Here is a 14,356-nt window from a genome sequence, read left to right as displayed (position 1 = left end):
GGCACGAGAATTGTTTTTCGTACAGAAGAAAAATAATCTCACAAAGAGCTCATTCATTTAAATTTTGTAACTTTATTTTTTGCACGTTACGACCATTAATATTTTTCCAACCTTAAAAAATTAATTTATTATGAAAAAACAAATCTTAAGTTTAGCTGTTATCGCCCTATTAGCATTCGCTGTACAATCTTGCGAAAAGAAAGAACCAAAACCTACTGAAGAAGAATTAACACTTGGCAACAAGGTAGACTCATTAACTACTGATATCAATGAAGTAAAAGATACTGCTGTAACTAAAGTAGAGGACGCTGCTAAAGATGTAAAAGACGCTACTAAAAAAGCTGCTGAAGATGTGAAAAACGCAACAGAAAAAGGAGCTAAAAAAGTAGAAGAAGCTGCAAAAGCTGCAAAAGACGGAACTGTGAAAACAGCAAAAGAAGTTAACGATGCTTTAAAAAAATAATTTTTATTTCAGATAAAAGCTAAAACCATCCGCATGCGGATGGTTTTTTTATACCAAAAAGTGTAGTAGATATTTTTGTATTTTTGCATTTCAAATTATAGACTATACAGCATGCATTTTATATCACAAGACTTAGAAGACTACATAGAACAGCACTCAGAAAAAGAACCTGAATTACTAGCGCGTTTAAACAAAGAAACCTACCAAAAAATACTATTACCACGCATGTTAAGCGGGCATTTTCAAGGCCGAGTTTTAAGTATGTTATCCAAATTAATTCGACCAGTCAACATTCTTGAAATTGGCACTTATACCGGTTATGCAGCCTTGTGTTTATGTGAAGGAATGCAAGAAAATGGACAATTACATACAATTGATATTAAAGAAGAATTAATAGACTTTCAACGAAAGTATTTTGATCAATCGCGATGGGGAAAACAAATTTTCCAACACCTGGGTGAAGCCACAACTATTATCCCCACAATTGATGTGAAATTTGATTTAGTTTTTATTGATGCTGATAAAGAAAACTACCTTAATTACTACAAAATGATTGTTCCAAAAATGAATAAAGGCGGTATCATTTTATCTGATAATGTTTTATGGAGTGGTAAAGTCTTAGAACCATTACATCCAAATGATATTAGCACAAAAATACTTTTAGAGTACAACCAGCTTTTAAAAAATGACCCAAGAGTAGAAACAGTATTATTACCTATTCGAGATGGACTAACAGTTAGTAGAGTTCTTTAGAAAAGATACTAAGGCACTAAGATTCTAAGTTTTTTTGATTAAAAAAACTCATTTACTCTCTACTTTAGCTGGAAATAATTCAGAAAAAAAACAGCAATAATGAAACATATCAATAAAATAAACTCCGAAGGTTTTGCAATTATAAGTCACGTTTATAATGAAACTGAAATTGAAAAACTGATTTCGATAATTGAAAGTGTTACTGAAAACAAAGCTGAAAGGACAACCTTTAGAAAATCCGAAGATTTATTTGCTATAAGACAATTTCATAAAGAAATTCCCGAAGCATTAGAATATATCTTTAATCCGAATTTAAAGAATATCATCAAATCTAACTTCGTCGAAAATTATTTCATAACAAAATCTATATATTTTGACAAACCCGAAAAATCAAATTGGTTTGTTGCTTATCATCAAGATTTAACGATCTCGGTTGATAAAAAAATAGATGTAGAAAATTTTGAAAACTGGACTACTAAACAGAATCAGTTTGCTGTGCAGCCTCCGAAAGATATTCTCGATAAAAATTTCACAATAAGAATTCATATTGACAAAACGACTAAGGATAATGGCGCTTTAAAAGTAATTAATAGCTCCCATTCTAAAGGAATTTGTAGAATCGAGAATATGGACTTTAAAAATGAAAAAGAAACAATTTGTGAAGTCGAAAAAGGGGGAATAATGATTATGAAACCATTGCTTTTTCATGCTTCAAATAAGACTACAAATAACGAAAGAAGAAGAGTTATTCATATTGAATTCAGTAATCAAGAACTACCAAATGGATTAGATTGGAGCGAAAGAACCAATCTATAACAAAAATTTTAAAGTTATAAGGTTTAGTTATTAGTCGAGTTCTTTTAAAAAAAATCCTAATAGTTTCTAGTTAAGAGAAATAAGAAAAGGCTTTAAACGAAATATTGAATCTTTCGTTTAAAGCCTTTTCTTCTATATAAAAATTTCATCCCTTCAAGATGCGCAAGAGACAACTCTAATTTAAACTGGAAAATACTTTACTTTTGCTTTCAGATATAATTTATAGATTAAGAATCCCATTGTTGCTCCTACTAAATATCCGCAAAGAATATCTAACGGATAATGCAATCCTAAGTAAATGCGGCTATAAGCAAAAATTAACGGCCATAAGAATAGCAATCCAAAATATTTAAAGTGCTTATTAAGCGTTAAATACAAGAAAGTTGCTACTGCCATTGAATTGGCTGCATGACCTGAGAAAAAACTAAATGATTGTCGTGATTGTACAATTCGAATAAACGATTTGATATCAGGATTATTACAAGGTCTTGAACGCTGTACAGTATACTTAACTGCATTAGTTAACTGATCGGTAAAGGCTATTAAAATTGCTACAAACAAGAGTAAATACAAAGTTTGTTTTGTTCCTATTTTTTTATAGATAAGATAAAGTAATAGTAAGAAAAGCGGAATCCAATTTAGTTGATTCGTAATTACCAACCAGAGTTTGTCATAAGTTTCCGAACCTAACCCATTAAGAAATACAAATAGATTTGTATCAAATTCTTGTATTTTTTCAAGCATTATATATGACGTTTTATAGGTCCCGTAACGGAATCAATATCTTCTTTTGTTTTTTCAAATTGTGTGGTAGCATCTCCTAATAAATTAGTTTTAGCTTTCTCGATTTCAGAATTAATATTACCTGTCATATCCTCCAAAGATTTTGCATCAAAACCATTAGCTTCTGCTCCTTTTTGGATTTCACTTTTAATATCATTGGTCGCATTTTTAAGTTGCGCCATAGCCTTACCCATTGTACGAGCAATTTCTGGCACTTTATCTGAACCAAAAAGCATAAGTACCACAAATAGTATAAAAACTAATTCTCCTCCTCCTATACCAAACATATCTTTTTTATTTTATGTGCCACAAAGATATTAAATTTTGTAGCCTACTGTTTTAAAATTTACTTAAAAAAAAGAGACCCATACAAGAGTCACTTTTTCCTTTATATTTAATCAAATTTTGATTTTACTTCTGCTTTTGGCCATGTATTATTAGTTACATCAATATCTGCAGTGAGTAATTTTGGATCAATCTGAATGCTTTTTATAGCTTTTTCTGTCGCATATACTTTTTTGGCAGTATCATTATTTTTTCTCCAAATTTGTGCTGGATACTTAAATTCTTCCTTCGTTCCATCTTCATATGTAATCTCAACAAGAATAGGCATTATCATTCCTCCTGGCTTGTTAAACTCAACTTCATAGAAATATTTTGGAGCTTTTAAATTTGCTTTCTCTTCTGCAGTAAAAGTCTCAGCTACATAATCTGACAATAATTTTACATCATCAACTTTTAATGCTTTTTTATCAGATTTTTTTAATTCTTTATTATCTCCATCAATTAAATACACGAAAGGCCCTTTTTCAAAACCAAAACGTCCTTTTCTGATCTTAGTATTTTTTAACTCTTCTGTTGCCGTTTCACTTACATAATATTGCTTTACTTCTTTGATTCCAATATCTACAAAATCTGTTGAGTAAAACCAGCCTCTAAAAAACCAGTCTAAATCAACTGCAGAGGCATCTTCCATTGTTCTAAAGAAGTCTTCTGGTGTTGGGTGCTTAAATTTCCATCTGTTTGCATATATTTTAAAAGCATAATCAAACAATTCTCTTCCCATAACTACTTCTCTTAAAATATTAAGTCCTGTAGCAGGTTTTCCGCATGCATTATTTCCAAATTGGTGAATCGTTTCAGAGTTTGACATTATTGGCTCCAAAAATTTCTGATCTCCACTCATATAAGGAACTATATTTTTTGCTGGACCTCGTCTTGAAGGGAAATTAGGGTCTAACTCCTGCTCTGCCAAATACTCTAAAAAAGAGTTTAAACCCTCATCCATCCAACTCCATTGACGTTCATCTGAATTGACAATCATAGGAAAAAAATTATGTCCAACTTCATGAATTACTACACCAATCATTCCGTTTTTCATTTCTTTACTCGTTACTCCATTTTCATCTGGGCGCCCATAATTCCAACAAATCATTGGGTACTCCATTCCTTGATCTTCTGCCGAAACCGAAACTGCCTTTGGGTAAGGATAATCGAATGTGCGAGCTGAATAACTTTTTAAAGTATGTGCAACTGTTCTTGTTGAAGTTTCTTCCCAAAGCGGATTTGCTTCTTTTGGATATACTGAAGCTGCCATTACTGTTTTATCTCCAAGCTTTACAGCCATTGCATCGTAAATAAATTTTCTTGATGTCGCAATTCCAAAATCACGTACATTTTTAGCACTGAATTTCCATGTTTTTTTCTTCTCTGAAAATCCTTTTTCTGTTGCTTCTGCTTCTGCCTGCGTAACAATAATAACTGGTTTATCGTATGATTTTTGAGCAAGCTCATATCTTTTTACCTGCTCGGGAGTAAATACTTCGCTTCTATTCATCAATTCTCCTGTGGCTTCCATAACGTGATCTGCAGGTACTGTAATATTTACATCAAAATCCCCGAAAGGCAAAGCAAATTCTCCACCTCCCCAAAACTGCATATTCTGCCAACCTTCTACATCATTATAAACTGCCATTCTTGGGTAGAATTGTGCAATTACATATAATCTGTTCTTGTCTTTTTCAAAAAATTCATATCCTGAACGTCCTCCATCTTGTCTGTAATTATTGATATTATACCACCATTTAATTGAAAATGAGATTTTTTCACCCGCTTTTAAAGGCGTTGTCAAATTAATTCTCATCATAGTTTCATTAATAGTGTATGACATTGGGTTTCCCTTAGCGTCTTTTACATATTCGATATTAAAACCTCGTTCAAGTCCATCTTTTAAGTATTTTTTTGAAAAACCTTCAACTGCTGATACTTGACTAATTTTTTCACTCTCAGCCAATGTAGACTGTGTGTGTTTTTTAGCTTGATTCTGATCTAGTTGTAACCATAAATATTCTAGATTATCTGGTGAATTATTAGAATAAGTAATCGTCTCTGAACCCGTTAATTTTGCGTTTTTATCATCTAATTCAACATCAATTTTATAATCGGCTTGTTGCTGATAATATGCAGGGCCTGGCGCCCCAGATGCTGTACGAAACATATTAGGAGTTGCCAATAAATCATACATCTGACTAAATTTATTAGTATCGTATTTCCCTTGTTGCCTTACATCTGTGGTGCTTTTTTCCTGTGCAAACAGAATGGCTGGAAAAAATAATAAAAACGAAATTTTTCTCATAACTGGTTTTTGGAGTTTTGTCAAGTTGTGAAAATAACAATTAAAAGAATATTCATCTCAGTTTAATCGTATTTTAACAATTCTTTCCTTGAAGATGCTGTAAAAATCGCACTCTTTTTAGTTCCTAATACTGAAACATGTGTTATATTTTGCTGATCAGAATTCCAATCTACCAAAATTGTATTTGAAATTTCTAAAGTTTTAATTTTACTTACATCACTTATTCTAGAGTAACAAACTAAAACATCATTTGTCTCCACTTCTTTTGATAAAAAAACAATTGGTTTTGATTGACCATTTACTTTTATGATAAAATGCTCTGCTAAGTATTTTTTCAAAAGAGCAACGTCAGCTTCTGTTTCTTTAGCTGTTCCAATATTAGTTTTTGTATTGTATTTTTTCTCAACTCCATTATTCAAATCATCGATAAAAATCCGAGAAGTAATTTGCAGCATTTTTTTCTCTGGAGCATAATTTATTTGATAAACTCCAACATAAAATTTATGCACAGAAAAAGCTGTACCCAATACAAACAATAAAAAAAGAACAGGAAAAATTATCCTTTTTCTCATTTATTTTGAGTCATTTAGCTTTTTAAATTCTTTACTTTTATTAATTAAAAAATCCATTAACTGAAATTGATCTTCTGGTTTTAAATATTGCTTAGAATGAATATCATTAGAACAGTACAATAAAAACAATTCGATTTCATCCTTTTTCAGATTTAAGTCTTTTTCAAAAAACTTTGGGCTAAAATTTAGTTTTACATATTCAGAAAAGGCTACATCACTAACATAATCTTCTTCAACATTATCTTTCTTCTTCAACAATTTAGAAACATCTTTAAATATTCGAACAAAATCAGTTCCATATTTTATAGTTTGATCTGAATACATTGCAGAATTTTTTGCCATAGATTGTTTATCATCTTCAAATTGCATATCAACATATTTCAGAGAACCATCTTTAAAAGCTTTCACCTTAAGATCTTTTGTAACAATAACCTCCTTCAGCTGATTATTTACCAAATCTAATTTTACAATAAAAAGCACTTGTGAACAATCTTTCTCTGTCAGAACAATTTTTTTAGATTGAAATGCTAAACCTGAAAATAGCAGTGTATCTTTCGGCTTTGCTGCAATATCAAACAGTCCCTCAGCATTAATAAACGTTCTAACATTGGCATTAATATTTACCACGTAGCCATTTTCTATAGCAATAAAATCATTTATTACTCGTCCATGCAATGGCTTTCTTACCAAAGATTGTGAAAAACAAAGCTGACATAATAAACCCAAAACGAGTATTCCTATTCTATTTTTCATTCGATATAATTGTTAAATATTTTTGTGCCAGCCCCGTAATCAAAAACATACAAACTGTTTTATTCTTAGCGTTCAACGAATTTACAAACTCTTGATCATCTATGCAATAAAGCTGAAATCCTTTTATATGTTCAAGCGGAATCTTTAATCTTTCTGTGTAATAATTCTCTTCGAAAAGATATTCAATTTTTGAATACAAAATTTCTTTTTTTTCAACAATTGCTTCTTTTTTTAGCATAGCAGTCCTTCCTGAAATTTTATTCAAAAGAGTTTCTGTCATAGATGACTTTGCTGTATAAAGTTTTCGCTCTGCTGGTGTATACTTTTTTTGTCCGTATGGTATAATTCCCAAATTTTCTGCATTTATATTCGAAAACTCATTTATAACAACTTCTTTTAATTCAAAATTTCTAGTCGTCATTTTAATTAATAACATATCCAATTTTAAATCATTGGCCGTAATTCGTTTTCGGAGGGGCTCTAAATTTACTGCCGAAAGAACCAACACATCCCCTTCTTTTACTACTATCGAAAACAATCCTTTATTATCTGAGATAGTTGTTTCCTGAGTTGTATTATTAACAATTGTAATAGCTTCAACTGAACTCGAATCTGCGGTAACTCTTCCTGAAATTTCTTTTGTGATAATAGTCTGCCCTAAACTTACCTGGAAGAATAAAGATAAAATGAATAAGAGTAAAATGTTAATTGTTTTCACAGGCTATTATTTCTTTATATTTCACCGCTAGTTCCGCTAATAAAAATTCTGTTGTGGTCTTATTCTTTGTATTCAAAATCTTTGTGAAACTTTCATTTTCAACAGCAAAATATTCAAATCCTTTTACGTAATCTAAAGGAATACTTAGCTTTTGCACAAAATGATCTGTATTAAACATTTTTTCTAAAAGCTGCATAAAAATTTCTTTTTTCTCTACAGCAAGTTCTTTTTTCAACATTGCACTTCTTCCCGAGAAAAAATTAAGCATAGGGTCTAAAGCCACTGAACCCCCTAACCCTACAGAAGCATCTAGGTCAGTTGCGCCTTTTAGTTTACGCTCCGCAGGAGAATACGAACGTTGACTGGCTGGAATTATACCCATAGCAACTGCATTAATATTATCATATCTTTTTATAATAACTTCTCGTAATTGATTCATCCCTACCTCTATTTTTACCACAAAATTTGCCGAAGCAAAATCTTCGTCTCCCAAAACAATTCGTCGCTCTGTAAGTTGTACTGATGAAAAAATAAGCGTATCTCCTATTTGAGCAGGTATTGAAAAAGAGCCATCAGCATTTGTCACTACTGAAGTTTCTGTTCTCACATTCACCACATAAACCCCTTCTAAATCCATTATATTAGCATCTACTTTCCCTTTAAGAACAGTAGAAACTTCTACTTGCGCCAAAAGGTTGTTAGCAAGAAAAATAAAAAACACACATACTGCTTTGTTCATCAAATAATTATAAGGGTAAGTTGTAAAAGTATCTTAATGTCTTCTAAATTTAATACTAACGACTTGGTAAAGATATGTTAATTAAAACGTTGTTTTATGGCTTTAAAATCTACAATTTTATACCTTTAACTTTAATAAAGACACTTTAAGACTTATGAAAAACATCATCATTGCCAGCACCTCTACTCTTCATGGTGGCAGCTATTTAGACTATCTATTACCAGAATTACAAATACATTTTAAGAATTGTGAATCTATACTTTTTATCCCATTTGCAAGACCCGGAGGTGTTTCTCACGAACAATATACAAATACAGTTTCTCAAGCATTCAAAAAAATAAACATTAACATAAAAGGGATTCATGAATTTGAAGACCCTACAGCCGCAATTAATAACGCTCAAGGAATCTTTACTGGTGGAGGAAATACTTTTTTGTTAGTAACTCAACTATACAAGAATAACATTATGTCTACTCTTGCTGAAGCTGTTAAAAATGGGACGCCATACTTAGGGACAAGTGCTGGAAGTAATATTTGCGGTTTATCAATGCAGACCACGAATGACATGCCTATAATTTACCCTCCAAGTTTCCAAACTTTAGGATTAATTCCGTTTAACCTAAATCCTCATTATTTAGATACAGATTCTCAATCTAAACACATGGGCGAAACTCGCGAAACGAGAATAAAAGAATTTCATGCTTTTAACACATTACCTGTTTTAGGATTAAGAGAAGGAAGCTGGCTAGATGTAAAGGGAGATCAAATCGTTTTGAAAGGGAATTTATCTGCTCGTCTTTTTAGACAAAATCAAGAACCTGAAGAACTAGAGCCTCAAACAGACTTAAGTTATGTACAATAAAAAAGCCGAAACTACTAAGTTTCGGCTTTTTAAAGAGCGAAAGACGAGGCTCGAACTCGCGACAACCAGCTTGGAAGGCTGGAGCTCTACCAACTGAGCTACTTTCGCATTAACAGGATGCAAATGTAAAAAAATTAAATCATTCTAAAAAATAAAAATCAAAAATTTTTTAATTTTGATAAAAAACCGAAACATTTGCAATTTCGGTTTTTAGAGCGAAAGACGAGGCTCGAACTCGCGACAACCAGCTTGGAAGGCTGGAGCTCTACCAACTGAGCTACTTTCGCATTACTGTGGTGCAAATATAGATAATAACTTCAGTTAAAAACAAGTTTTTTTTATTAAAATTTCATGAAATTTAAAACAAAATCTATAATACATTTAAAACTAAAAAGTTATAATTTTACTTTTTTATAAAACACTATGACAAACATACAAGAAATACCCGCCCGAGAAACTTATTTAGTACGCAATCCTGTTCTAAGAAAAGGAAAACCTACAGAAAGCTGTCATTTTGATGGAGATGACTTACCAACAACACATCATTTTGGTTTATTTGAAGACAAAAGTTTAACAGGAATTATTTCGTTATTTAAGAATTCTAATATTATATTTGCAGAAAATTCTCAATCGCAAATTCGAGGAATGGCTATTTTAGATGATTTCAGAAAAAAAGGATTTGGAGAAGCCTTAGTTAATTACTGTGAAGAATACTGTATTGCTAACAATAACCAATTAATATGGTTTAATGCTAGAACCGAAGCTGTAGGTTTTTATGAGAAAATGGGCTACCAAAAAACTGGTGCTATTTTTGAAATAAAAGATGTTGGAGAACATCTACTAATGTTTAAAAAACTTTAAAATGAATAAACTTTACTTTTTAATATTACTATCAATACTTATAAGTTGCAAAAAAGAAGAAAAAGCAATTCCTGTAAAAAAAGCTGAACCTCTTCCTGCAATTATTCAAACTGACGAACGAAAAATTCAGCTAGACACTTCATTAATTAATTCATTTAAAAGTGAAAATATTCAAAATTTTTATATCGCTTCAAACAATGAAACTGTTTGGGGAAATCTAAAAAAAAGAACATTCATTATAGATGAATTAAAAAAATCTGAAACACTTGGTTTAGACCCGAATGATTATAACATCAAAAAGATAAAGGACTTTGAAAGTAAAATAAGTAAACTAGACGATGCTGAATTGGCCCTTTACGATGTCTTACTTACCTATAATTTTCAAAAATACCTGACACACTTATATAAAGGAAAACTAAATCCAAAGAAACTGTATAATGATTGGGATTTAAATGAAAAACCATTTGATGTAAATACTATTCTCATAAAGGCGTTTAACGATAATAATCTAGCTCTTACTATTGAACAGAGTCAACCAAAAACATATACCTACAAAAGACTCTTAAAAGCGCTTGCTCTACTAAATGAATTTCCAGATGACAATATTAAGACAATCGATGTTAAAGATAAAGTAGTCTTACACGATACTAATAGCGCCATGATTACAATAAAAAAACGACTTCTATACTGGAAAGACTTAACAGGAAGAGACAGCCTAACCTCTATCTACGATGGCAAAACATTTGAAGCAATTAAAAAATTCCAGATGCGTCATGGCTTAGCTCCCGATGGTGTTATTGGGAACGGAACAGTTAATGCTTTAAATTTTTCTAAAACCAAAAGAAAAAATCAAATTATCGCTAACATTGAGCGTTGGAGATGGTATGCAGATACATTGGCAGAAAACTATTTTATAATAAATATTCCTGATTACAGCTTAAATGTTGTTGAAAACAAAGACACTACTGTAGTTCGAAAAATTGTTGTTGGAACCATTCGTAGAAAAACACCAATACTTACCTCAACCCTTAAAACTGTCGTTCTTAACCCTACATGGACCATTCCTCCAACTATTTTAAAGGAAGATGTAGTTCCTGCAATGAAACGAAATCGAAATTATTTAAAAAATAAAAACATTACAATTTACGACAAAGACAATTCGGTTGTAGAACCTAATGATTGGAATGAAAATTCCCCTGGCAGATATCGTTATGTACAAAGTCCTGGAAGTAATAATTCTTTAGGATTAATGAAAATTTTATTCCCAAACAATCATAGCGTTTATTTACATGATACAAATCATCGTAGCCTATTTGGCAGAAACAACCGTTCCTTAAGTTCAGGTTGTATTCGCGTTGAGAATCCACTAGAATTAGCACAACATATACTAGATTCTAATAATTGGTCGAAACAAAAAATAGACTCAGTTATTGTAACTAAAAAAACTACCAATGTAAGGATTGCTAAAAAATACACTATCTACCAATGGTATTGGACTGCTTGGAGTACAGACAACTCCTTACAATTTAGAGACGATATTTACAATCTAGATGCTAATTTGTATGCTAAATTAAGAAATTAGCCTTTCCTCCATTGCAAAAGTTCTTGATGGATGATAAATATACAAACACGATTTGTCTTTTATTGTTTCGATAATTGCATTTGTTAATTCTATCGGAATAGCAGGACAGCCTAAACTACGCCCCAACCTCTTGTTGCCTCTGATAAAGGATTCAGAAACATAATTAGCTCCATGAATTACAACTGCTCTTTCACGAGCATTATCATTAACTCCTCTTTCTAAACCATCTAAACGTAACGAATTTCCGTGTTTCCCTTTATAAACCTCAGCTGTAGCGTAAAACCCAAGACTGCTTTTATAAGAAGAATTTGTATTTGAGAAGTCAGATGCAAATTCGTCTCCTGTATTTTTTCCGTGAGCCACTAAGGACTGGAACAATACTGTATTAGTCGAAAGATCAATTACCCAAAGACGCTTCATATTTGACGATAGACTAAAATCAATCAAAGTCAAAAGATCTTTTTGTATAACTCCTTTTTCTTTTAACAAATAAAAACCTTTAAGAGCTTCTGTAAAACTATTAACATCAGGCAAGTCAAAATTATTTGCATTAAGCGAACTATAAACTGCCTTAACTCTTAAATCTAAGCTTGTAATTACCGTACTAGCGATACTTTTATTTTCGACTTTTTTAACTTCTGCCGTTGTTTTTGTATCCGTGGTAAATGACAAAAACAAAAAAAGCAACGCGGGATAAATTTTATAAATCATTGAATGTGTTTAGATTATAACTTATTTCTGGGTTGGCAAATGTATGAAAAAATTATAGCTTTAAAAATTTTGAAATAAAAACGAAGTGCTTTTTAATCAATATTTAACGAATTTAATCCAATAATTATTGCATTCTCTTAACAAAATCATAATTAAAAATACTGATTTACAATAAAAAACAAACCAAATCTTACAATTTAAAAACTAATTTCCAAACTCTAAACCCTAAACTAACTGCATGATTTTAAACTCAGTATAGCTTTCATTAATTTTTATTACAATCTAAAAAAACCTGTAATAAGGAAACTTTTTCAACAAAGGAAACAACTCCCTATCATTCCTAATACTAAAACACTTTTTTTAACAAGCACTCACCATCTCATCAACTAGGATGCAATAAAAAATAAAATCTAATCTGCATTTATTTTAAAAAATCACATCTTCTACAATTAAATTATTATTTTTTGATAAAGATCCCGTTATAAAGTATAATTGTAACTAAGTCGCTCTTAAACATTTTAGAAATGGTTTATCTTTGTACAAAATAAATTATGATGAACAAAAAAGTAATACTTATGATTTTAGATGGTTGGGGAAAATCCCCTGACCCTAAAGTATCTGCAATAGACAATGCAAATGTTCCATTTATAAATAGTCTTTACAAAAACTACCCAAGCGCACAACTTCGTACCGATGGTTTAAATGTAGGTTTACCTGAGGGGCAAATGGGAAATAGTGAAGTTGGTCATATGAATCTTGGCGCGGGAAGAATCGTTTACCAAGATTTAGCAAAAATTAACCTAGCAGTAGCTCACAATACTCTAGCCAAAGAGCAAGTACTTGTAGATGCTTTTACCTATGCAAAAGAAAACAATAAAAAAGTACATTTTTTAGGTCTGGTTTCTGATGGTGGTGTTCACTCACACACTTCACACCTACGTGGACTAATTGATGCTACACAAGAATATGGTTTAGATAAAGTATTTGTTCATGCCTTTACAGATGGTCGTGATGTGGATCCGAAATCTGGCGCAACTTATATTCAAGATCTAGAAAACCATATTGCAAACACTCCTGTAAAAATAGCATCAGTTATAGGTCGTTATTACGCAATGGATCGTGACAAAAGATGGGAACGTGTAAAACTAGCTTACGACTTAATTGTAAACGGATTAGGCACACATTCGAAAGATGCCGTAGCTTCTATCAAAGAGAGTTATAATAATGATGTTACTGATGAGTTCATTGCACCAATTGTTATGGTTGATGCAACTGACAAACCTTTGGCAACCATTGAAGAGGATGATGTTGTTATTTTCTTCAACTTTAGAACTGATAGAGGTCGTGAACTTACCGAAGCCCTTTCGCAAGAAGATTTTCATGAGCAAAACATGCATAAACTAAACTTATACTATGTTACGCTTACCAATTATGACGAAACTTATAAAAATGTAAAAGTTGTTTACAACAAAGACAACATTACAGAAACTTTGGGTGAAGTCTTAGAAAGAGCTAATAAAAAACAAATTCGTATTGCCGAAACTGAAAAATATCCTCACGTTACCTTTTTCTTTTCTGGCGGAAGAGAAGTTCCTTTTGAAGGCGAAAGCAGAATATTACGAAATTCTCCAAAAGTAGCTACTTATGATTTAAAACCAGAAATGAGTGCCTTTGAATTAAAAGATGCACTTATTCCTGAATTGAACAAAGGGGAAGTAGATTTTGTATGTTTAAATTTTGCTAACGGCGATATGGTAGGACATACAGGAATTATGAGTGCTGCAATATTAGCTTGCGAAGCTGTTGATGCTTGTGTAAAAGAAGTAATCGAGGCTGCTCTCGCAAATGATTATACCACTATTGTAATTGCTGATCACGGAAATTGCGAAACGATGATTAATCCTGACGGAAGCCCAAATACAGCACATACAACTAACCCTGTACCGATTATCTTAGTCGACAAAGAATTAAAAACAATACACGATGGTGTTTTAGGTGATATAGCCCCTACTATTCTTGAATTAATGGGAATACCCCAACCTACAGCAATGTCTTGTCATTCATTATTGTAAAAATAACTCCAAACAAATACCTAAAAAAGCTATTCT

At 31.6% G+C, this 14,356-nt stretch carries 15 protein-coding genes and 2 tRNA genes; 7 read left to right on the top strand and 10 right to left on the bottom strand.

The window, feature by feature from the left end; translation table 11 throughout:
• Window positions 1–130: 130 nt before the first annotated feature.
• From IUY40_RS10020 to IUY40_RS10010, 3 genes are all read left to right on the top strand, one after another.
• Entirely contained in the window at window positions 131–463 is a 333-nt protein-coding gene (locus IUY40_RS10020) for a hypothetical protein (RefSeq protein WP_195736728.1), read from the top strand.
• Window positions 464–574: 111 nt separating this feature from the next.
• Window positions 575–1,216 carry an O-methyltransferase gene (locus IUY40_RS10015; protein ID WP_195736727.1) on the top strand — a complete coding sequence of 214 codons (642 nt, stop codon included), beginning with the start codon at window positions 575–577 and terminating at the stop codon, window positions 1,214–1,216.
• Window positions 1,217–1,315: 99 nt separating this feature from the next.
• On the top strand, window positions 1,316–2,032 hold the full coding sequence (locus IUY40_RS10010; protein ID WP_195736726.1) for a phytanoyl-CoA dioxygenase family protein: 717 nt from the start codon (window positions 1,316–1,318) through the stop codon (window positions 2,030–2,032).
• Window positions 2,033–2,212: 180 nt separating this feature from the next.
• On the opposite strand, the gene IUY40_RS10005 is transcribed toward IUY40_RS10010, so the two are convergent.
• The 7 genes from IUY40_RS10005 to IUY40_RS09975 all read right to left on the bottom strand — a co-directional run bounded on the left by IUY40_RS10005 (window position 2,213) and on the right by IUY40_RS09975 (window position 8,232).
• Entirely contained in the window at window positions 2,213–2,776 is a 564-nt protein-coding gene (locus IUY40_RS10005; RefSeq protein ID WP_195736725.1) for a phosphatase PAP2 family protein, read from the bottom strand.
• A complete protein-coding gene (locus IUY40_RS10000; RefSeq protein ID WP_195736724.1) occupies window positions 2,776–3,102 on the bottom strand; it encodes a twin-arginine translocase TatA/TatE family subunit in 327 nt (108 codons plus the stop codon). The genes IUY40_RS10005 and IUY40_RS10000 overlap by 1 nt, the downstream gene beginning before the upstream one ends.
• Window positions 3,103–3,209: 107 nt before the next feature.
• On the bottom strand, window positions 3,210–5,450 hold the full coding sequence (locus IUY40_RS09995; RefSeq protein WP_195736723.1) for a M1 family metallopeptidase: 2,241 nt from the start codon (window positions 5,448–5,450) through the stop codon (window positions 3,210–3,212).
• 62 nt (window positions 5,451–5,512) lie between these two features.
• Complete coding sequence (locus tag IUY40_RS09990; RefSeq protein WP_195736722.1) at window positions 5,513–6,022, bottom strand: DUF6702 family protein; 510 nt, start codon at window positions 6,020–6,022, stop codon at window positions 5,513–5,515.
• On the bottom strand, window positions 6,023–6,775 hold the full coding sequence (locus IUY40_RS09985) for a hypothetical protein (RefSeq protein WP_195736721.1): 753 nt from the start codon (window positions 6,773–6,775) through the stop codon (window positions 6,023–6,025).
• Window positions 6,765–7,493 carry a carboxypeptidase-like regulatory domain-containing protein gene (locus tag IUY40_RS09980; protein WP_195736720.1) on the bottom strand — a complete coding sequence of 243 codons (729 nt, stop codon included), beginning with the start codon at window positions 7,491–7,493 and terminating at the stop codon, window positions 6,765–6,767. Before IUY40_RS09980 ends, IUY40_RS09985 begins: the two co-directional genes overlap by 11 nt.
• Window positions 7,480–8,232: a hypothetical protein gene (locus IUY40_RS09975; protein WP_195736719.1), complete on the bottom strand. Its 753-nt coding sequence runs from the start codon at window positions 8,230–8,232 to the stop codon at window positions 7,480–7,482. The genes IUY40_RS09980 and IUY40_RS09975 overlap by 14 nt, the downstream gene beginning before the upstream one ends.
• Window positions 8,233–8,386: 154 nt before the next feature.
• On the opposite strand from IUY40_RS09975, the gene pepE reads away from it, so the two are divergent.
• Complete coding sequence (pepE, locus tag IUY40_RS09970; RefSeq protein WP_195736718.1) at window positions 8,387–9,094, top strand: dipeptidase PepE; 708 nt, start codon at window positions 8,387–8,389, stop codon at window positions 9,092–9,094.
• Between the two features lie 35 nt (window positions 9,095–9,129).
• Here the strand turns inward: pepE and IUY40_RS09965 are convergent.
• Together IUY40_RS09965 and IUY40_RS09960 are read right to left on the bottom strand one after the other, a co-directional pair.
• Window positions 9,130–9,202: transfer RNA gene (locus IUY40_RS09965), tRNA-Gly, on the bottom strand.
• A 106-nt stretch (window positions 9,203–9,308) separates the two neighbouring features.
• Window positions 9,309–9,381: transfer RNA gene (locus tag IUY40_RS09960), tRNA-Gly, on the bottom strand.
• Window positions 9,382–9,517: 136 nt separating this feature from the next.
• On the opposite strand from IUY40_RS09960, the gene IUY40_RS09955 reads away from it, so the two are divergent.
• Together IUY40_RS09955 and IUY40_RS09950 are read left to right on the top strand one after the other, a co-directional pair.
• A complete protein-coding gene (locus tag IUY40_RS09955) occupies window positions 9,518–9,955 on the top strand; it encodes a GNAT family N-acetyltransferase (protein WP_195736717.1) in 438 nt (145 codons plus the stop codon).
• A 1-nt stretch (window position 9,956) separates the two neighbouring features.
• The gene (locus IUY40_RS09950) at window positions 9,957–11,537 is read left to right on the top strand and encodes a L,D-transpeptidase family protein (protein WP_195736716.1); all 1,581 of its coding nucleotides are present in this window, start codon (window positions 9,957–9,959) and stop codon (window positions 11,535–11,537) included.
• Here IUY40_RS09950 and IUY40_RS09945 read toward each other — a convergent pair.
• Window positions 11,526–12,248 (bottom strand): murein L,D-transpeptidase catalytic domain family protein, encoded by a 723-nt coding sequence (locus IUY40_RS09945; protein ID WP_195736715.1) that lies wholly within the window; start codon window positions 12,246–12,248, stop codon window positions 11,526–11,528. The genes IUY40_RS09950 and IUY40_RS09945 overlap by 12 nt on opposite strands.
• A 554-nt stretch (window positions 12,249–12,802) precedes the next feature.
• On the opposite strand from IUY40_RS09945, the gene gpmI reads away from it, so the two are divergent.
• Window positions 12,803–14,320, top strand: a complete 1,518-nt coding sequence (gene gpmI, locus IUY40_RS09940; RefSeq protein WP_195736838.1) for a 2,3-bisphosphoglycerate-independent phosphoglycerate mutase — start codon at window positions 12,803–12,805, stop codon at window positions 14,318–14,320.
• Window positions 14,321–14,356: the final 36 nt, after the last annotated feature.

It is taken from the genome of Flavobacterium sp. ALJ2 (assembly GCF_015594725.1).
Lineage (GTDB): Bacteria > Bacteroidota > Bacteroidia > Flavobacteriales > Flavobacteriaceae > Flavobacterium.
The sequence above is the reverse complement of the archived record's forward strand: the minus strand, read 5'-3'. Positions and strand labels throughout refer to the sequence as shown.

Coding starts and splice junctions, on each gene's coding strand:
- IUY40_RS09950 (WP_195736716.1), top strand. CDS start 9,957: ATGAATAAACTTTACTTTTTAATATTACTATCAATACTTATAAGTTGC.
- IUY40_RS10000 (WP_195736724.1), bottom strand. CDS start 3,102: ATGTTTGGTATAGGAGGAGGAGAATTAGTTTTTATACTATTTGTGGTA.
- IUY40_RS10010 (WP_195736726.1), top strand. CDS start 1,316: ATGAAACATATCAATAAAATAAACTCCGAAGGTTTTGCAATTATAAGT.
- IUY40_RS09985 (WP_195736721.1), bottom strand. CDS start 6,775: ATGAAAAATAGAATAGGAATACTCGTTTTGGGTTTATTATGTCAGCTT.
- IUY40_RS10015 (WP_195736727.1), top strand. CDS start 575: ATGCATTTTATATCACAAGACTTAGAAGACTACATAGAACAGCACTCA.
- gpmI (WP_195736838.1), top strand. CDS start 12,803: ATGAACAAAAAAGTAATACTTATGATTTTAGATGGTTGGGGAAAATCC.
- IUY40_RS09945 (WP_195736715.1), bottom strand. CDS start 12,248: ATGATTTATAAAATTTATCCCGCGTTGCTTTTTTTGTTTTTGTCATTT.
- IUY40_RS09995 (WP_195736723.1), bottom strand. CDS start 5,450: ATGAGAAAAATTTCGTTTTTATTATTTTTTCCAGCCATTCTGTTTGCA.
- pepE (WP_195736718.1), top strand. CDS start 8,387: ATGAAAAACATCATCATTGCCAGCACCTCTACTCTTCATGGTGGCAGC.
- IUY40_RS10020 (WP_195736728.1), top strand. CDS start 131: ATGAAAAAACAAATCTTAAGTTTAGCTGTTATCGCCCTATTAGCATTC.
- IUY40_RS09975 (WP_195736719.1), bottom strand. CDS start 8,232: ATGAACAAAGCAGTATGTGTGTTTTTTATTTTTCTTGCTAACAACCTT.
- IUY40_RS10005 (WP_195736725.1), bottom strand. CDS start 2,776: ATGCTTGAAAAAATACAAGAATTTGATACAAATCTATTTGTATTTCTT.
- IUY40_RS09990 (WP_195736722.1), bottom strand. CDS start 6,022: ATGAGAAAAAGGATAATTTTTCCTGTTCTTTTTTTATTGTTTGTATTG.
- IUY40_RS09955 (WP_195736717.1), top strand. CDS start 9,518: ATGACAAACATACAAGAAATACCCGCCCGAGAAACTTATTTAGTACGC.